Source organism: Nostoc sp. DedQUE09 (assembly GCF_034530915.1).
Lineage (GTDB): Bacteria > Cyanobacteriota > Cyanobacteriia > Cyanobacteriales > Nostocaceae > Nostoc.
This window is the reverse complement of the sequence record NZ_JAVRCE010000042.1, coordinates 47,894-67,185: the sequence shown is the minus strand read 5'-3', so window position 1 is coordinate 67,185 and position 19,292 is coordinate 47,894. Positions and strand designations below refer to the sequence as shown.

Genomic DNA, 19,292 nt, shown 5'->3' with positions numbered 1-19,292 from the left:
TACCAAGTTTGCTTCTCCCCATTATATGCAGCTTCATTTTTAATTGGTATAAGGTGTTGCACTTCTAACGTTTAACCCAATATTTCTCAAGCCTAAGTCTCTTCAAATAAGACCAAGCCATACTTCTCGCCAGTAGGCAAAAAGCCAATTCCTCGATAAACTGCTTGAGCTGCTTGGTTATTATCACCTGTAAATAGGATGGCACGTTTTACCCCCTGCGATCGCGCATTTAACAACGAGCCTGCTACCACACTTTTGGCGTAGCCTTGACCTCGCAGTTCTGGCGGTGTCCACACTCCACCAATTTGCACAATATCAGGTAAGCTAGCATTGAAAGCAGAGTAAGAAACTAGAGTATCTCCTGCTACCAAAACCCAATGCATAGCTGTAGCTTGACGTGCCTCAATTATGCGAGCGCAATCAGGTCTTAAACTGGGAGTATCTTTTCGTCCTAAAGTTTCCAGATTATAAGCAGCGCACCATTCGCCCAGTAACTCCAGCTCTTCTGGATGTGGCAAACGACACTGCACCTTTGCCGATGCTAAAGCATGAGGTATTTGCAAATCTTGCAGTGCTAGAGAAAACAATATCTCAGCCTCATCAAGCTGAGTTGGTCGGTTGCTAAGTCCCAAAATACTTTTTGTCGCTTCAACTTGTGCTGCTGGGCCACTAATTCCAGAAATAGCACGTCCAGATTGTGCCACAACTGCTTGTACCACGTCTGGCAGATGTACAGGGGCTTGGACTAGAATCATCCCATTCCAAAAATGGGCTGCAACTGCCACTATAGTTCCATCTATGTAGGCCGCTATGTAAGTTCCTTGAAATCTGGCACCTTGGTCAAGCAGTCCCGCCGCTCGCCAATTAGAGCGCAAAAACATAGAAGTATCAGTGTGTTGCAAGAGAAATGCTTCCAGCGATACTTCATCTCCAGGTTGCAGAGTTCTCAAAATAGGCACAAAAACCTCCTGTGATAATTGAAAGGGACACAGCCTAACTGTGTCCCTAAAAGCTACTTCAAGATGCTAGGACTGGCGATAGCAGGCAAACTCCATTGAAAAAGTAGCCATGCCAGAAGTAAGCGATCGCAATTCTGTAGAATACCCAAACATTCGCGCTAGCGGTACTTCGGCTCGAATCACCGTGTATCCCTGCATTGTCTCAGAACCCAACAACAAACCCCGACGAGAGGATAAGTCACCTTGAACCCTTCCCATGAACTCGTGGGGTGTTTCCACCTCTACAAGCATGATGGGTTCCAGGATGTAGGGTTTGGCTTTGGCGATCGCACCCTCAATTGCCTGATGGGAAGCTGACCGGAAAGCCAATTCTGAAGAGTCAATTGGGTGATAAGAACCACCATCCAGAACGACTTTCACCCCGGTTACGGGATAGCCTTCCAGCTGTCCTGATTGCATCGCTTCACGGCAACCCTTCTCGCACGCTGGGATATATTCTTTGGGAATCGCGCCTCCAACCACCCGATTCTCAAAGACAAACGGCTCATCTGTGGGTTCAATCCACCCAGTAATATGAGCGTATTGACCAGGGCCGCCTGACTGTTTCTTGAATCGGTAGTCAAAGGTAGCTTGTTGCCTAATGGTTTCGCGGTACGCCACCGCAGGAGTACCGACGTAAACCTCGGCATTATATTCCCGTTGGATGCGTTCTAGGTAGATTTCTAAGTGGAGTTCGCCCATCCCAGAAATCAGAGTTGCTCCTGATTCAGGGTCGATACTCAACCGGAAGGTGGGATCTTCCCTTTGAAAGCGATTGAGTGCTTTGGAAAGGCGATCGCTATCTTCCTGTTTCTTGGGCGTAATTGCCAGCGTAATCACTGGTTCCGGCACAAACATCTTCTCTAGAGATACCAGTGGTTCCCCAGAACAGAATGTATCACCGGAAGCACAATCCACACCCAATAAAGCCACAATATCCCCTGCTACGGCGACTTGTACCTCTTCTCGCTTATTGGCGTGCATTCTCACCAAGCGACCGATTTGCACTCGCTGTTCAGTCCGCGAGTTGTAGACGGTATCACCGGGTTTGAGCGTCCCAGAGTAAATTCGGGTATAGGTCAACTGTCCAAAGGATTCAACGGTGAGTTTAAATGCCAATGCCACTAAGGAAGCATCGGGGTTAGGGTAGACACTCACCGACTCTGCGGTTTTGACCACTTCCCTATCCACGGGAGATGGTAGATAGAGCGTAACTGCATCCAATAAGTTTTGCACTCCTTTATTTTTGAATGCCGAACCCAGCAGTACAGGTGTGAATTTTAGGCTCAAGGTTGCTTGTCGGATGGTTTCCCAAATTAATTCTTTAGGAATCTCCTCACCCGCCAACAACATCTCGGTCATCGTTTCTGAGAACAGCGACAAAGTATCTAGCAGTTTGTCCCGTGCCTGTTGCGCCTCATCCCTAAAAGGTTCGGGAATTGACTTTTTCACCCAGTTTTCCCCGTTTTCACCCTCAAAGTAGTTAGCAGTCATTTCTACCAGGTCAATGACTCCCTGGAATTGGTCTTCACTACCGATGGGGTACTGGAGTAATACCGCATTTAGTTGCAAGCGATCGCGTATTCCCTGTACTACACGAAATGGGTCTGCCCCCGTCCGATCCATTTTGTTGATGAACGCCAAACGCGGTACACGGTAGCGCTTCATTTGCCAATCCACCGTAATCGACTGGGACTGCACACCTGCCACAGCACACAGCACCATCACTGCCCCATCCAATACCCGCAGGGCGCGTTCCACTTCAATTGTAAAATCTACGTGTCCAGGTGTATCAATCAGGTTAATTTGAGTATCGTGCCACTGGCAGGTGGTAGCAGCGGAAGTGATGGTTATACCATGTAGTTTTTCCTCTGGCATAAAATCCATCGTTGCCCCCTTACCGCCTCCCCGCACTTCCTCAATAGCGTGGATTCTGCCCGTGTAGAAGAGAATTCGCTCTGACAGCGTAGTTTTACCAGAGTCGATGTGGGCAGAGATACCAATATTTCGGATGCGTGTTCGGGGAATCATAAAATTTCCTTTTGTTTAAGCTACAAACAGTCACCAACTGAGTGGTGATATATTTTGTATTATATATGTAGTATAAACAAAATAAAAGGCTGATAATACAGAAAAACCGTTCTGGCTTTTCACGCTATCTGGAAAACCTCTCTCCTAAAAGGAGAGAGACTTTGAATTTTCCCCCTTCCCGCATCGGGAAGGGGGTTAGGTTTTTCGTGGGCCTTTCTAGCTGATGCGAAAAGTCAGATAAACAGTTGATATTTGCCCTCGCTGACGTTTAAAATAGGTATTCAAGCGGAGGAAATGAAAGCTTGAAATTGATATTGGTAGCTCCCAACTCTTTGTTGTGTGCAGCCTTTCAACAGCATTTTAATTATTTACCCAATGTAGAAATAGTGAATAACTATTTCGAGTGGTTGCCAGATTTTGATTGTATGGTAAGCCCTGCTAACTCTTTCGGAATGATGGATGGTGGCATAGATGCGGCAATTATCCGTTTTTTCGGTCGTTCCTTAATGACAAGAGTCCAGCAGCGCATCCTTGAGGATTATTTGGGCGAACAGCCTGTGGGAACATCAATGATTGTGGAAACAGGTCATGACAAACATCCTTTTTTGGCTCATACACCCACTATGCGAGTTCCCATGATTATTGCTGGGACAGATATTCCTTATATTGCGATGTGGGCGATGCTGCTGGCAGTTCGCCACCATAATCAACACGCTAGGCAAAAAATTAACACCATTGCCTGTCCTGGATTGGGTACGGGAATAGGACGAGTGCCATATACTGAAGCTGCTAGACAGATGGCATTAGCTTACGATCATTTTCTCTATCCACCCAAGCACCTGAATTGCATAGTTGCGGCTGAAAGACAACTTCAGATATGGGAAGGAGAAGATTTTAGGTAAAGTAGGACTTTGGATAATAGTCTGAGTTCATTACCAGGGAAAATATAGTGTTCCCGATGGTGTTAAAAATTTAAATGCAATTTATCAAATATTTTTGCAACCTGAAGATAAACACTATTAATTAAGGGAGCTTTATATTCTTATTAAAGTTCATAAAAAAATATTAATTTTTAATACATAAATTGATTTTCTGACTCTCAATTTTATTTCTCGTATTTTACTATTTTAAGTAGAATCAGGGAGTGATAAATCCTTGATTTTATGGGAGTTTTGAATTTAGCGTCGACCGAAATGGTAAAAGACGATTATTTAGTTTTGTCATAAATTTAATATAACTAAAAATCTAAGGTAATGTATACATGACTTCCAGCATTACAGACAAAATCCAAAGACATACTCTTTTAGTAGATGTGAATAACAAAAACCGAATTGCTTACCAAGCTAACCGCACAGCGATCGCTGCATTCAATGCAATCGTAATGGCAGGAGCAGAGGCTTATATCAATGGGCTAAAAATCCCCGCTCCTCTGCTTAAATCCCTTTTAAATCTCTCCATGCAAATCAGCTACAAATATTTTCCTTCTCTTTTAGTTCCCTATGAATGGCTGTTGCAAGAAAGCGATCGCCTTGCAGAAGGGTCACACGAACTAATGAAGGTTCAATACAACCTACCCGAAGAAATGTTCAGTCTGATGTTAAAAGAGACAGAACTTTTATATCCCAAATACACAATGGCTTTATGGGAAAAAGAAGCATCTAACCTTGAGCAAGCTCAAATGCATATGCTCGATGATTTGATCGCTAAAGTAGGCATCGAAGACGGAGACGAAATCTTAGATTTGGGATGCGGTTGGGGTTCTGCATCAAATTACATTCTTTCCCGGTTTCCGCATGTGAAAGTAACAGCTCTTAATTTGAGCCACGGGCAATGCGAATATATGCGGAAAAAAATGCGAGACCCTACCAGTTACCTTAGTTCAGATAGATTTACTCTATATGAAAAGGACTTTAATAATATTGATTTTGAGAATAAGTTTGATAAAATTATGGCGATTGGGCTGTTTGAACATGTAGGGAACTTAACGAAATCATTTCAAAAACTGGCTTCTTTCCTCAAGGATGATGGCAAGGTGTTAATTCACATAATCACAACTAGATTACCTTATAATATAACCCATCCTTTTATCGACAAATATGTTTTTCCAAACATGCGGGTGTGGAGCTATGATGTCATCCCAAAGATTAATACAGATATGAAAACTATTAATCAATGGTATTTAAATGGTGCTAACTACTCAAAGACTCTGATAAATTGGTTGATGAATTTTGACCAGAACCAAGCTAAAGTCAAAGATTTAAATTATGGCATGAACTATGGCAAGTTCTGCCGGATGTGGAGACTTTATTTGCTCTTGTGCATTGTGTATTTTGACGGTTGTGATGGTGAAATTCTTGGTAATGGTCAATACTTGTTGGTTCATGCATGATAAGTTAATTGCATAAGTCCTAATAATCTAGCGATCGCCCAACCATATTGAGAGCAATTCTTGGTTCCTTAGTTGTAGGAGCCAGCAATAAGAAACGCTCCGATCTGCAATAAGTGTGTGAGTAGCATTTAATGGCAAATAAACGTTTCTATCACATTGGCTTTGGGCAAGATGATTTAGGTTCATCGGCTCCTAATATGGCTCTATTATCTGGCGATCCAGAGCGATCGCACCTAATTGCCCAAACTTATTTACAAGATGTACGCGTGTTGTCAGAAAATCGCGGACTTAATAGCTATGTGGGATACTTGCCTAATGGTCGCAGCATCTTATCAGCTACTAGTGGTATGGGTGCGCCTTCATTAAGTATTGTTGTCAATGAGTTGATACAAGTAGGAATTCGGCAAATTATTCGCATTGGAACTTGCGGTTCTATTCAATCTTATATACCAGTCGGTAGTGTTGTTATTAGCAGTGCAGCATTATGTCGCCAAGGTGCAGCGAATGACATTGCACCAGTGGAATATCCAGCCGCAGCCGATCCTTTTTTGACAGTCGCTTTAGTTAAAGCTGCACGAGAATTAAAGGTTGAACATTACATCGGAATTACGGCATCAGTTGATACTTTTTACGAAGGACAAGAACGCACTGATTCAGCCAATCCAAATTTAATGCGATCGCTGCATGGCATTACAGAAGAATATCGGCGCTTGAATATCTTGAATTACGAGATGGAATGCGGCACACTCTTCAAAATGGCAGGAGTATACAATTTTGCTGCTGCTGCTATTTGCGGTGTAGTTGCTTCACGTACTGATAGTGAAAATATTATTCTAGAACAAAGAGATATCGCTGTTAAAAATGCGATCGCAACTGCTTTAAATGCAGCAGCAAACTTTGAGTAAGCTAACAAATTTCTCTTATCCAACTTCTTAGGATGTCAGATTGAAACTGCTCTAAGTAGTTTTATCATGTCTTTACCTAATCTTTAATTTATCAATCAGTAATTCTAGGTAAGATGTATTGAGTAAGATGCAATTTCATATTTTTGAGATACATATTATAAAAAAATCAGGTAATTTAAAACTAAAAAAACCGTTGCAATACCTATTAAACAAATATATTTAATTTTTTATATCAAAAAGCTGTGTTTTTAATACCATGTTTTACAGCCGCATGATGAGTTTAGCTATTAATAAGAATCAAAAAAATTGGAGAGCAGTATAACATGAAGAATGCTTGGAGGCGTTGGATTACCAGCGTTAATCTAGCTGCGCTCACACTAATGCCAACGCTGATATCTTTAGCATTTTCTCATCGGGCGACAGCAGACGATCCAGGAGCGTGTTACATGATAACTTCCTCTGGTAAAACCGTTGGATTGGGAAGAATTTGTGGCAATATCATAGCCGCACCTTCAAACAATAAAGTTTTTCGAGTCTCAATCAAACGCCGTTTTGGTGGAACTCCTGTGATTGATGTCACCTTCAACGATAAAAAAACCTTTGAAATGATTGTAGATACAGGTGCTAGTGGAACCATTATCACTCAAGATATGGCGAATACACTGCAACTACAGGCTACAGGTACAATGCAAGCTCAAATTGCTGATGGTAGTGAAGTAAAATTCTCAACCAGTAAGGTAAAATCTATTGCAGTAGGTGGAGTTACAGCCAATAATCTTCAAGTAGCGATCGCCCCAAAATCAAGCATCGGGCTACTAGGTCACGATTTCTTTGGCAACTATGACATCAAGATTTTGGAGAAAGAGGTGGAATTTCATCATCGCTAATGCTTGCAGCTTGAACTTTTTGAGGTTTTTATATTGAAATATCAAAAGGAATCTGAGCCAAGGTACTCAGCACTCCTGAAGCAGCTTAAGAGCGTTATAGAATAGAAATAAACCTGACATACATTACGCTGATTCAGCAGAATTGCCCATGACCACTTCTAAACGCCAATATCACATTACTACTTTCGGTTGTCAGATGAATAAAGCTGACTCAGAGCGCATGGCTGGCGTTTTGGAAGACATGGGCTTTGAGTGGTGTCCAGATCCGAATCATGCAGATGTGATTCTCTACAATACCTGCACCATTCGGGATAATGCTGAACAAAAGGTATATTCCTACCTTGGCAGACAAGCAAAGCGTAAACATGAGCAGCCTGATTTAACCCTCATTGTTGCTGGTTGTGTTGCCCAGCAAGAAGGAGAAGCGTTGTTGCGGCGAGTGCCAGAATTAGACTTGGTAATGGGACCACAACACGCCAACCGTCTGAAAGACTTGTTGGAGTCCGTATTTGAGGGCAACCAAGTTGTCGCAACTGAGGCAGTTCACATTATTGAAGATATCACCCAGCCGCGACGAGATAGTACAGTCACCGCTTGGGTAAACGTAATTTACGGCTGTAACGAACGCTGCACCTATTGCGTAGTTCCCAATGTGCGCGGTGTCGAACAATCTCGCACGCCGTCAGCTATCCGGGCTGAAATGGAAGAATTGGGACGGCAAGGTTACAAAGAAATTACTCTACTCGGTCAAAATATTGATGCTTACGGCAGAGATTTACCTGGAGTGACACCAGAAGGTCGGCATCTGCACAATTTTACAGATTTGCTTTATTACGTGCATGATGTGCCGGGGATTGAAAGATTAAGATTTGCTACTAGTCACCCCCGTTATTTTACTGAGAGATTAATTCAGGCTTGTGCTGAGTTACCCAAAGTGTGCGAACATTTCCACATTCCCTTTCAATCTGGGGATAACGAACTTTTAAAGGCGATGGCGCGGGGTTATACTCATGAGAAATATCGCCGGATTATTGATACCATTCGGCGGTATATGCCAGATGCTTCTATTAGTGCCGATGTAATAGTGGGTTTTCCTGGGGAAACAGAAGCACAGTTTGAAAATACCCTGAAACTGGTGGAAGATATTGGCTTTGATATGTTGAACACAGCAGCATATTCGCCGCGTCCAGGGACACCAGCCGCTTTGTGGGACAATCAACTGAGTGAAGAAATTAAAAGCGATCGCCTGCAACGGCTCAATCATCTGGGAAACTTGAAAGTAGCAGAGCGATCGCAACGTTACTTTGGACGCATTGAAGAAGTTTTAGTAGAAGACCAAAATCCTAAAGATCCAACCCAGGTAATGGGACGCACTGGCGGTAATCGTTTGACCTTTTTTAGCGGTGACATCAAAGAACTCAAAGGGCAGTTAGTGAAGGTAAAAATTACCGAAGTTCGTCCTTTTAGTTTGACGGGTGAACCAATTGAAGTGAGGCAAACTGTTTTGCACTAAGAACCATTTGAAGATTATACCCCTAACTTATCATGAAGTTACCGCAAACAATTCCAGTTCTTCTTTTTGGGGCTAGCTTGGCTGTAATTTCCCCTCAAGTTTGTGCTGCTTTCACTGTTCAAGAAATAGCTATTCTTACTCAAGCATCAAGCGATTTGCCAATGGTCAAATCGGCTGGACTGTCCCCCGACATGGATGTGCCTTGGTCGAAAGCCGTAAGAATTGTTGACCCCTTTGAAGGGGAGTTTGTTGGAGTTTTCGATCGCAATTCTTTAGGTGGCTATTTGTACCGTGAGGGTTCAAAGCAAGTTATTAGTTTGTGGACTCCTTCAAGCATTCGAGTACTCGTAACAGTAAATTCGGGTCAAGCAATGTCTTCTTTCTATACCGCAGGTCGTGTGTATTCCAGACCTGACTATCTTAGATTTGTCATGACCAAAAAAGTCGATAAACTTTTGCTCAAGGTCAAAGAAAAAGTTTTTCAATTAAATGGTTCAAATGGCACATTTGCTATCAGTAAAGAATTAGCCACTGCTTTGAAAAATGCTCCAGATGAGAACTTAAATATCAGACTAGTCTTGGAAGGTGGTCAAACTGTTGATAGCGAAATTGGTAAAGGGACGGTAAAAGCTTGGCGAATTATTTATTAAGCAATTGCATTTTTAAGTATTTATACAAGTTGGCATTGAAAGTAGAAAATTTACCAAAATAAATCGGCAAATTCTCAAATAAGTAATCTCAGTTAATATTTACTAGAATATGCTGGAGGTAAAAGCGATCTTGCTATCAATAAAGCTGATAATCTTAAAGGTATTAGAACGCGATCGCATTAGTTAGGCTATATATCAGCAGGCAATCCTAATAGTGCAGACAGAGGAATATTTGACGCAATCAAATTATTTCAATCAACTATTGCTGGTCGCAGTACTATTAATGGTTAAAAAATTTATAGTTTCTGTCCTGCATAAATCGAGCGCACTTCGCCATTACGTCGAATGACTGCTTCGCCATTACTGACATCTACTAGTGTCCAACCGCTGGAGCCGATACTTTCACCCATATTGATACGGCGAGTCACACCATCAATTTTAAACAAAGCGGCAGATTTGTTGCCCAACTCTAGCAATCCCTCTAAGGTATTACTTGGAGCTACTGCGATCGCAGTTGCCGGATATACTTGTTCCTGGGTAATAGTTGGTTCTGACTCTGGTGCGAGTGCAGCACGCAATGGAACTACTGGTAATGCAGGCAGAGGTTTGGGTGTTTGCCGCACGGTAATGGGTGCAGTTTTTGCTGCCATCGGTTTGAGTTCGGCTCGTACAGCCGCAGCTAACATATTGACAGTTACAGGCTTGGCAGCTTGTTGCACTGTATTCAGGGCAGTTTTGACAACATTAGGTTGAGATACCCGTAACGCACTGGCAACTTGTGGTAAAAGTGTGGGAGTCCCCGGAATGGCTGGAAGAGCGTAGCGCATTGGTGAGGGCGCTTGATAAACGGGGACGTAGATGCGCTCAACAACGCTTCCAGAACGGTTGGGGGCTGGTGGTGTATTATTAGCTAAAAGTGGAAGTGCTGGTAGATTACCAGTTCTTTGCTCACGACCAAGGGCTATTTGGTTAGTATTTGCCTGACTGGAGAATCCTGGATTGAAAGATTTTTGATTGCTCTTTGCTCCTTGCTTATCTATAACAGCCAACGCTTGGAGCATATAGTCAACTAATTCTGCCTCTATTTCCGTTTTTACGGGCAACCGTGACTGCGATTGCGGCAATAGAAGCGCTGACTCAGGCAATTTGTTATTTAAAAGATATACGACTCCAGACTGCACCAAGTAGATCGTGCTAGCGATCGCCACGCCTAAAGTTGTTCCTACAATCAGCAGTTTGCCCAAAACCGAACTAGTTTTTTGACGCTTTCTACTAACTGATTTAACAGTAGAGGTGTCAAATACAACGGTACTCAATTGCTTGTGGTTATTTTGAGCAACTGACTGTACTCCTTGGTTCAGGGTGTTTGGTAAGATAATCTGTGGTATCGTAACTGTTTGCAGAGGCACGTATTCTGGAGGCGATTGGCGTTGACCTTGGGCGGAAACTCCAGCAACAGAGTGGCTCGACTTGTTCTGACTACTGTGTTTAACAGTTTGAGAAGGTAGATTACCACTAGCATCCAGAATGTAGTCGATATCGGCAAAGAGTTCATCCATTAGGCCATCAGCATAGTTTTCTATCGACCAAGGCTCGTTGGTGATTAAGTCTTCTGATGGTTCTGGTACTATGAGACGGGTGCTGGCTTCTTGTAACATAGACGTTCTGGGTTGTTGCTTGGACGAGGAAACGCCACCCCTACTGGCTTGAAAGTGCTGAGTGCTGAGTGCTGAGTGCTGAGTAAAAATACCAGTTCCCAGTTTACAGTCCCCAGTCCCTCTTTCATACTTGGTGGTGAAACTTATTTCATTGAGACTGCCTGGAAATTAGGATTATCAGAGGAGGCAGCAGGTAGAGGCAGTTCTTACTAAAAGAAATAAGTATGAATAAAAACTTTAGCCTTGAGTGATTACCCTGATTCAAAAGAAGAATTGTATTGAGACGTGCAGGCAAGATACAAAGAGTGGAGCCGCTTTGCCTCCGGTCTTGCTCCAATCCTATGCAGTTGTGCTGCGTGGGTTACTCCTGCCTCCTGCCTCCTGAATAATGAAACATCCAATCCCCTATCTTATTGAGATAAGTTGATTGAGTGTTGGTATTAAACTCAACTTCCATCTGGGGATTGTTGATGATGCCAGTACTAATAGTTATGTCATCTATCATACCAATCTCTCTCCCTACTACTATACTCAGTCTTTATCAAGCTTGTGTTAAGCTAACGCTGGAAAGTCTGACTGGCTCTTGGTTCTACGCAATTCTAGATATAATAATAAGGCGTTAATATCGGCTGGGTTTACACCACCTATACGTGCAGCTTGACCAAGGGTGAGTGGTTTTATATGAGTCAGCTTTTCCCGTGCCTCTTTAGAAAGAGTATCAATTGTTGTGTAGTCTAAATCCCCAGGTAACTGGCGGTGAGCTTGGCGGGCAATTTGGTCAATTTGATTTTGTTGCCTAGCGAGATAGCCAGAATACTTGATGTCAATTTCTGCACCTTCTTTCTCGGCCCGGTTGAGGTTGGGGTTTCCCAGTCCGAACCTGTCGAGGTCAACGTAATGTAATCCTGGACGCCGCAACAAGTCGTTGAGGGTAATCGAACCTTTAATTGCTTGTTGGGTATCAGATGCGATCGCTATTCCAATTTCATCATGTTCTTTAACTCGTGTGGCTTGCAATCTTTGTTTTTCTGTGGTGATATTACCCTGTTTTTGAGTAAACATATCCCAGCGGCGATCGTCAATTAAACCAATCTCCCTTCCCAAGGGTGTCAGGCGTTGGTCGGCATTGTCAGAACGCAATAGCAATCGGTACTCTGACCTGCTGGTGAGCATCCGGTAAGGTTCTCGTAGGTCTTTTGTACACAGGTCATCAACTAGCGTCCCAATGTAACTTTGCTCGCGGGGAAAGACAATCATTTCTTGAGAGCGAACAAATCGAGCAGCGTTAATTCCTGCCACCAGCCCTTGAGCAGCAGCTTCTTCATAACCTGTGGTGCCGTTAATCTGCCCAGCACAAAACAGTCCGGCAATCTTTTTGGTCATCAGTGTGGGGTAACACTGAGTTGCTGGTAAGTAGTCATATTCCACTGCATAAGCGGGACGCAGCATCACACATTTTTCCAAACCGGGGAGAGTCCGCAACATTTGCAGTTGCAAATTTTCTGGCAACCCTGTAGAAAATCCTTGGATATACAGTTCGGGTATATCTCTTCCTTCCGGTTCAATAAAGATTTGGTGGCTTTCTTTATCGGCAAAGCGGACAATCTTATCTTCAATACTGGGACAATAACGCGGCCCTTTCGCTTCCACCCAACCGCCATAAACTGGCGACAGGTGCAAATTTTCCTGAATTAGGCGATGGGTTTCGGGAGTTGTGCGGGTGATGTAGCAAGGCATCTGTTCCCGTTCTACCCACACATCTGGGTCAAAGCTAAACCAGCGCACATCTTCATCTCCTGGCTGGATGAGCATTCTACTGTAATCTACCGATCGCTTATCTACCCGTGCTGGAGTTCCAGTTTTAAGTCTGCCGGTTTCAAATCCCAAGCGATTTAGGGTTTGTGTCAATCCTTCAGCCGCAAATTCCCCAGCCCGCCCGGCTGGCATTGATTTGTTACCAACCCAAATTTTGCCTCCCAGGAAGGTGCCAGTTGTCAAGATGACTGCTTTACATTGGAACCCTACACCAAAATAAGTTTCAACACCAATGACTTCATCATTAGCGCCCAACACCAAATCTGTTGCCATACTTTCGCGGATTGTCAAGTTTTCTTGGTTCTCAACAATATTTTTCATCACCGCTGCATATTCGCGCTTATCAGTCTGGGCGCGTAATGCCCAAACAGCAGGCCCCCGTGAAGAGTTGAGGATACGTTTTTGCAAGTAGGTGCGGTCTGCTACTTTACCAATTTCCCCGCCGAGTGCGTCTACCTCATGGGTCAATTGGGATTTCGCCGGACCACCCACTGCTGGGTTACAAGGTTGCCAAGCGATTTTATCCAAATTGAGCGTCAATAACAGGGTACGACAACCGAGGCGTGCAGAGGCAAGAGCTGCTTCGCAACCGGAGTGACCTGCACCGACGACTATGACATCAAAAGCGTCTTGGAATTCAACGGAATTGTGCATGGTCATACTTACAGGATCGGCAAGCTTAGAGTTCTTTATCAATTTTAGCTGTTCCAGTGGTTTCATGGATGTAACTTTCTGATAAAAAAGTTATCAAACTTACTAGTACTTAATTCAAGCCAAGGTTCTATTTTTTTAAATTTATTAGTAATTGAAAAATATTATTTTTCAATTTGTGACAAAATTCCGGTTTGTCAATTGCAGCTATTGTTCATATCGTTATTCCACACAAATGAATTTATAGCTGGGATGTAGTAGATGTTTTCTTTAACTTGGATGAAACTATAGATCAACGCTGATAAATAATCTGTAGTTTTAATTTATCAATAATAGAAATTTTCCAAAAATTTATTAATTTTATAATTACCAAGCAATTAGTTAAAAATGAAACTCACCCTCAGAAATCAAAAAAACATTACTAGGTTTATTAGAAAGACAAGTTTCATCACTATAGTGATATTGATGATTTTCGTATTAGTAGCTAGCAATGAGATTACCCACCACAAAGTTGCTATAACTGCTCAACCATTACAAGAATGCTTGATTAATAATTCATTACCTTGTATAGATACCTCTAAAAATACAACATCAGAACCATTTATTCCCGATCCCAAATTAAATCCTCAACAGCGCTTTTTATCTGCGATCGCTAGAAAATTATCTACAATTCCCCAGCCTGGTACTTATGAATATACTTTGCTACGAAGCTATGGTGCAGTATTCGTAAATCCAGATATTGGGATTAAATTGCCACAAAAAAATATCTTTGTTAATGAACAAGAAACCAAAGAGTTTCAAGCTACTTTAACAATGGGTCATATTAATGGTACTAACGACTGTTATTTACAAAAATCGGCGGCTGATGCTTTAAATAAAGCGCGAGTCCAGCAACAAATTCCGCTAAAATCTGGTTATGGTTCTGGTGATTGTACTCGCACTTTCAACACGAATTTAAGATTTTGGCACAAGTATGCTAACAATCGAGTTTTAGCAAATGTTCAACAAGGTAAAGAAACAAAAATTCTCGGTTTAGTTGCACCCCCCGGAACTTCACAACATCTCTGGGGATTAGCCATTGATTTACGCGTAGGTAGTAAAGAGCAGAGAAAAGCTCTTAATCAAAATGGTTGGTTTCAAACTGTAGAAAACGATGTCCCACATTGGACTTATGTTGGTTTATCTGAAGAGAACTTACCTCTGTTTGGTTTTAAAAAACAAGCTATTCGAGGCATTACTTATTGGATTACGCCGCTTTAATTGTTAAATAGAATAAAAGCTTGGAAAGAATAGCCTAAAAAATCGAACTTAAATTTAATTTTTGAGAACGTACTGAAACTTAAAATCCGTTTTTTTAAGGTTTTATCTGAAGTGTTATTCAGAAATAAGACAGGATTAATATATGTATAATCAGAAATTTAATTATGCCAAAATAAGCTGTTAAGCACGAGAAACCTTCAGCAACTTTTGGAAATTAGTAAGTAAGTGTATTTATACTATAACTTTAATTAATAAAAACTAATAATAATTTCTAAGTAAAATATCTCCTGAATAAATTTAAAAATAAAAATCCAGTTAGTCTCTACAAAAACTATAGGTAGTTTAGCCAATAAAACTTTTTTTTAGCCATCTTTATTTTTTCGCTTCTTCAACTCTTGCAAAAGTACTTTTTACAAGAGTTGAAGAAAGAGGATTTTATTAACGACTGTTATTCATTAACAATCGTAAAGCCTTCATAATCAATAGCTCCACTTGCAGCACTTGGTAAATTAACGTTACCAACTAAGGTGGCGGTTGCAAAGCCAGCCCCATTAGTACCCGTGGCACTGCCTAAACCTAGACCTGATGCAGCAAGTTCATCTTGGTAGCCTGTGATTTGATAGACGGCACCAGTTTCCAGGAAAGCGAACAATCCTTGAGATCCGCTGTTAGTAAACGCCAATCCAGAATCTGCGTTAACATTCAGAGCTTGCCCTGATGAATTTCTCACAGTAATCGGCGCAGATAGCTCACCAGTGAGCAAATCAACTTTGTAAAGCTGCGCTCCATCTCCATCAGCAGTGCTGAAATCACTAGCAAGAGCGCGAGTTCTACCAGGATTGAGATTGTCGATAGCTAATCCATCGGCAAATTTTCCAGGGTTGGTAGCTTGAGTTCCTTGTCTTTGTGCAGCAGTAGTTGCTGGCCCAAAGCCGTCTACAAGGCTAATAGTTCCAGGATTAGCTGTAGTAACTTTATAAAGAGAGCTACCTCCATTACTGCTATTATTTCCTGAAATGTTGTACAGAACAATTGGTTGACCAGCTACTGAATAGTCACGTCCAAAGTCAGCACCTGAGTCAAACCCAAAACGACGTAGGTCAGATGGTGTAGGTGTAGGTGAGGCACTAGCTGGAGCAAAAGGCTGATCTACATTATTTATCCGAATAACAGAACCAGCTGTTGTAGAACCAGAGGCACGTGCTTCGTTAATTGCACTTGCCCTTCCGGTAGTGGGGTTAGTTCCCAAACCTTCTAGGTCTGCGTTCGGAATATTCCCAGCATTGATTTCGCCTACTTTTTGGGGAGTAGCATTGAAGGAGCTTATGGGAAAGCGGTAAACTGCGAATTGTTCTCCACCTTGGTTAGGGTTGATATCCGCATCTCCAATCGTATAGCCGTAAAGAGCCATGAGAATTTTATCCTTATTCAAACTGTAAAACTTTTGGGAACACTCCAAATATGCAAATTGCTATCTGACTAAAAGCTTGTACGACACAAACAAAGCTAACTTTGCTAGGGTGAGATTTAAGATTAGTTTGCGTTATCTTACTTTGCTTATATAGCCGAGAAGTTTGCAAAACTGAAATACTACTAAACTTTTGACTGTAAACAGGCTAGGAAAACTTAACTCAAGATTCTTGGAATTACTATTTGCTCAAGTTGTGAAATTAGGATATGTGAGAACTTGATGTCGAATGTAGAAATCTCAAAACTACATTTAGCTACACTTTCACACATTTTTTTGGAAGCCATTATTTCAAAACTTGATTACAATGAATCGAGAGTTAAGTATCTTTCATTTGCCCGCTAAAGGTCAAAAAATCAGTCTGTAATCTGTATTTGGAGTTATCTTAGCAAGAGTATATTTGAATAATGTTAAGAATATTTCTCCTAATCATTAAGGTTGAATAGCATCTTGGTTAAGGTTTAGTTTTTGCTAAGTTTTTTCACTGTATTATATGGTCTTTATATTTTTTCAAAAAAGGAAAATAATTAACTACCTTAATCTAGAACTGCTACCGACCTATGAGGTAGCATAGAATAATTGCTTTAATAGCTATTAAACAATTTTTGTTCGCAGGCGATCGCTTTTAAAAGCCTCATTGTAAAATACCTAAAGCGAAAATAATTAAATAAGAGTTTAAGAGCAAAAAAGTTTCATATTTTAACTTTTCCATTTGACCCAATATTCCATAAAATTAATATTTTTTTGAGAAGGACTAAATCAGAGTTTCGCTCAAGCGTAAATGCACAGCATAAAGCCGGAGACACTTCCGTGACTCCGGGCTTTTTTTTATATATTGCAACCTATATGCAATAAAATCGCTCCTCTAGTTTTAGCAAAATATTAATTAGAAACTGGATTTATTATTACTTCACTTCACTGGGTTCAAATTTAGTTACCTTACCTTTCTTAATGGCAACAATCACATCGTAATGCGAACGATAAGCGAATGTGAAACAACTCTCAAGGAAAGATTAGGCTAGTCTAACAGCAGTAGCTATTTTATCAGGAGCGTTAGCCCCTGGCTTAATTTTCCAGGCACTGGCACTCACAGGGGTGAACAATGTCATCTTGGTGGGACGCTTGGAACCGCTTCTAACTTTGGCTCTATCAGTCTGGTTATTGAGAGAACGAGTAAATATTTGGGAATTTTTTGGTGCGATCGCAGCTTTTGTTGGCGTTATCCTAACTATTATCCTTCAACCTCCAACAGAAACCATGATGAATATAGGAGGTTTCGGTTTAGGCATAGGGGAATTTTTGGCCGTCATAGTCTAGGAATTACGATTTACGAATTCCGCCTTGCAGTAGTAGTATGTCAAAATAAAAATACTCGATACAACAAGGTGAGCGATCGCTCCCAAAGCTAGATTAAAGGATTGACCTGAGCAATGGCAGACCCAACCAATCACAATCAAGCGGGAGAAGTAGCTCCCAGCACTGTTGACAAGCAAGCTCCCAGTGTGGCTGAAGAACACGCTCCTAGTACAGACTCACCCGAAGCCACAGATATTCCTACTGCCAACGCGCCAGATCCTAAAGCCGCAAACCCCGAAGATAATCCAAATGCTGCTAAACCAGCTGCTGCATCACCCAAGGGAGAAAAACCCGCCGCAGCTAAAGCTGCCAAAAAGGAAAAAGCCCCATCTGTTGAAGACAAGCCATTCGTAGAGTTCATTGAGCAAGACTACTTGCCAGCTTTACAAAAAGCGATCGCTCAAAAAGGTGTGCAAGATTTAGAGGTGTCTTTTGCCAAGCAGAAGATGCCAATCACTGGCTTTGAATCCGCTGAAGAATGCTGGCAAATTACCGGCAGTTGGTCAGAAATTGGTAAGCGACAGTTTAACTTGTATTTCCCCGATGAAGATATTCAAGGAAAAAAGGGATTTTCTTGTAATGAAGGCAAAAAACCTAGCACTCTTGAGTCATTCTTAATCGATGAGCGCAAAATTACCCTCGATTTGTTGGTATATGGCTTAGTTCAGCGCTTGGACGGTCAAAAGTGGTTAGGTAGAAATTAGTCATTGGTCATTGGTCATTGGTTTTTGACAAATGACAAAGGACAAATGACTAATAATTAAAGCTCGTGGAAATGGTAGGTAACGGCTCCAGTATTGGGGTCGTTATCAATTTTTACATAACCTGATTTGTACATCTCTTTGAGAGTAGCTTCCACTTCAGCAAAGCTAGCTCCCGTGAACTTTACGCCTTGAGTGACAGTTAAAACACCACCCTTGCTTTCCGCCGCTTCAATCAGTTTCACCATGAGTTGGTTGCCTGTTGGTCGGTGGACTTGAGAAGCAACCACTGCTTGATTCAACGGCACACCAAAGGGAGATACACCCGCTTTTAATCTCAAGTTGTGTTCGTATTCGTCAACTATGTTGGGGATAAAGAACAAATCCACAAACTGCCCTATACCAAACACACCACCAGTCAACAGCCATAACAAACCAGTTCCGATCTTGCCATTATAGAAACGCTGCAATCCTCCTACCCCGATAAATCCGACTGCACACAAGATATAAGAGACAAGAAGTCGGTCTTTATGCTGCTGATTGTTTTCAAGATTCATCTTGTTTTCAACCTTTTGGATTTACTTTTGTTGTTTAAGATGGTTTTTTCGGACTGTTTTTTATACTAAGTGCTAATAGCTAGATTCACATCTTGCACCAGTTGCTTTCTAACAATTTTTGTAATAGACACTGCTGTTCTGATTTGAAGTTGTGGGCATTGTCTAATCTATAATTATTGAGAAAGATGCAAAAAATAACTAAAGTACTTAGATTTTCCAGTAATTATGCTACTCATGGATTGTTAGTTTTAAGCTGCCCAACGTATTAATAGAACCCCATGAATTTATTGTAGTAACAACCACAGAAAATTACTGAGATACTAATGCTTTGAGAATCAAGAGGTGAGTGCTACTCCACTTGAACGAGATCATGCTGCTTGCTGAACTATATTTATTTGACTACCAATCCGCGATTTTTGATTCCGCAAATATTGAATGATTGTTGCAACTCTT

The 19,292-nt window shown here is 41.6% G+C and carries 16 protein-coding genes and 1 pseudogene; 9 read left to right on the top strand and 8 right to left on the bottom strand.

All coding sequences use genetic code 11. The features are described from left to right. Positions 1-92: 92 nt before the first annotated feature. Together RMY27_RS23440 and fusA are read right to left on the bottom strand one after the other, a co-directional pair. Positions 93-959: a GNAT family N-acetyltransferase gene (locus RMY27_RS23440; RefSeq protein ID WP_322667272.1), complete on the bottom strand. Its 867-nt coding sequence runs from the start codon at positions 957-959 to the stop codon at positions 93-95. 66 nt (positions 960-1,025) lie between these two features. Then, on the bottom strand, positions 1,026-3,029 hold the full coding sequence (gene fusA, locus RMY27_RS23435) for an elongation factor G (protein ID WP_322667270.1): 2,004 nt from the start codon (positions 3,027-3,029) through the stop codon (positions 1,026-1,028). A gap of 302 nt (positions 3,030-3,331) precedes the next feature. Here fusA and RMY27_RS23430 point away from each other — a divergent pair, with 302 nt between their 5' ends. The 6 genes from RMY27_RS23430 (at position 3,332) to RMY27_RS23405 (ending at position 9,373) form a co-directional block, all read left to right on the top strand. Further along, positions 3,332-3,931, top strand: a complete 600-nt coding sequence (locus RMY27_RS23430; protein WP_322667268.1) for a macro domain-containing protein — start codon at positions 3,332-3,334, stop codon at positions 3,929-3,931. Between the two features lie 410 nt (positions 3,932-4,341). Continuing rightward, a complete protein-coding gene (locus tag RMY27_RS23425; RefSeq protein ID WP_322667266.1) occupies positions 4,342-5,418 on the top strand; it encodes a class I SAM-dependent methyltransferase in 1,077 nt (358 codons plus the stop codon). A 131-nt stretch (positions 5,419-5,549) separates the two neighbouring features. Next, complete coding sequence (locus tag RMY27_RS23420) at positions 5,550-6,323, top strand: nucleoside phosphorylase (RefSeq protein ID WP_322667265.1); 774 nt, start codon at positions 5,550-5,552, stop codon at positions 6,321-6,323. A 323-nt stretch (positions 6,324-6,646) separates the two neighbouring features. Next, positions 6,647-7,210 carry a retropepsin-like aspartic protease gene (locus RMY27_RS23415; RefSeq protein WP_322667263.1) on the top strand — a complete coding sequence of 188 codons (564 nt, stop codon included), beginning with the start codon at positions 6,647-6,649 and terminating at the stop codon, positions 7,208-7,210. Between the two features lie 148 nt (positions 7,211-7,358). Beyond that, on the top strand, positions 7,359-8,723 hold the full coding sequence (gene miaB, locus RMY27_RS23410) for a tRNA (N6-isopentenyl adenosine(37)-C2)-methylthiotransferase MiaB (RefSeq protein ID WP_322667261.1): 1,365 nt from the start codon (positions 7,359-7,361) through the stop codon (positions 8,721-8,723). A 32-nt stretch (positions 8,724-8,755) separates the two neighbouring features. Beyond that, positions 8,756-9,373, top strand: coding sequence for a hypothetical protein (locus RMY27_RS23405; RefSeq protein ID WP_322667259.1), 618 nt, complete (start codon positions 8,756-8,758; stop codon positions 9,371-9,373). A gap of 296 nt (positions 9,374-9,669) precedes the next feature. On the opposite strand, the gene RMY27_RS23400 is transcribed toward RMY27_RS23405, so the two are convergent. From RMY27_RS23400 to mnmG, 4 genes are all read right to left on the bottom strand, one after another. Next, positions 9,670-11,031: a hypothetical protein gene (locus tag RMY27_RS23400; protein ID WP_322667257.1), complete on the bottom strand. Its 1,362-nt coding sequence runs from the start codon at positions 11,029-11,031 to the stop codon at positions 9,670-9,672. Continuing rightward, positions 11,001-11,159: a hypothetical protein gene (locus RMY27_RS23395; RefSeq protein ID WP_322667255.1), complete on the bottom strand. Its 159-nt coding sequence runs from the start codon at positions 11,157-11,159 to the stop codon at positions 11,001-11,003. Before RMY27_RS23395 ends, RMY27_RS23400 begins: the two co-directional genes overlap by 31 nt. 233 nt (positions 11,160-11,392) lie before the next feature. Then, complete coding sequence (locus tag RMY27_RS23390) at positions 11,393-11,536, bottom strand: hypothetical protein (RefSeq protein WP_322667253.1); 144 nt, start codon at positions 11,534-11,536, stop codon at positions 11,393-11,395. A gap of 47 nt (positions 11,537-11,583) precedes the next feature. Continuing rightward, the gene (gene mnmG / locus RMY27_RS23385; protein ID WP_322667276.1) at positions 11,584-13,506 is read right to left on the bottom strand and encodes a tRNA uridine-5-carboxymethylaminomethyl(34) synthesis enzyme MnmG; all 1,923 of its coding nucleotides are present in this window, start codon (positions 13,504-13,506) and stop codon (positions 11,584-11,586) included. 408 nt (positions 13,507-13,914) lie between these two features. Between mnmG and RMY27_RS23380 the strand changes: the two genes are divergently transcribed. Next, positions 13,915-14,757: a D-alanyl-D-alanine carboxypeptidase family protein gene (locus RMY27_RS23380; RefSeq protein ID WP_416212362.1), complete on the top strand. Its 843-nt coding sequence runs from the start codon at positions 13,915-13,917 to the stop codon at positions 14,755-14,757. Between the two features lie 448 nt (positions 14,758-15,205). Here the strand turns inward: RMY27_RS23380 and RMY27_RS23375 are convergent, their stop codons facing one another. Beyond that, on the bottom strand, positions 15,206-16,168 hold the full coding sequence (locus tag RMY27_RS23375; RefSeq protein WP_322667249.1) for a hypothetical protein: 963 nt from the start codon (positions 16,166-16,168) through the stop codon (positions 15,206-15,208). Positions 16,169-17,209: 1,041 nt separating this feature from the next. Between RMY27_RS23375 and RMY27_RS23370 the strand changes: the two are divergent. Next, a pseudogene (locus tag RMY27_RS23370) lies at positions 17,210-17,536 on the top strand (DMT family transporter); the annotation flags it as partial. 119 nt (positions 17,537-17,655) lie between these two features. Further along, a complete protein-coding gene (locus RMY27_RS23365; RefSeq protein ID WP_322667247.1) occupies positions 17,656-18,285 on the top strand; it encodes a DUF2996 domain-containing protein in 630 nt (209 codons plus the stop codon). A 56-nt stretch (positions 18,286-18,341) separates the two neighbouring features. On the opposite strand, the gene RMY27_RS23360 is transcribed toward RMY27_RS23365, so the two are convergent. Beyond that, positions 18,342-18,839 (bottom strand): TM2 domain-containing protein, encoded by a 498-nt coding sequence (locus RMY27_RS23360; RefSeq protein WP_322667246.1) that lies wholly within the window; start codon positions 18,837-18,839, stop codon positions 18,342-18,344. Between the last annotated feature and the right edge of the window lie 453 nt (positions 18,840-19,292).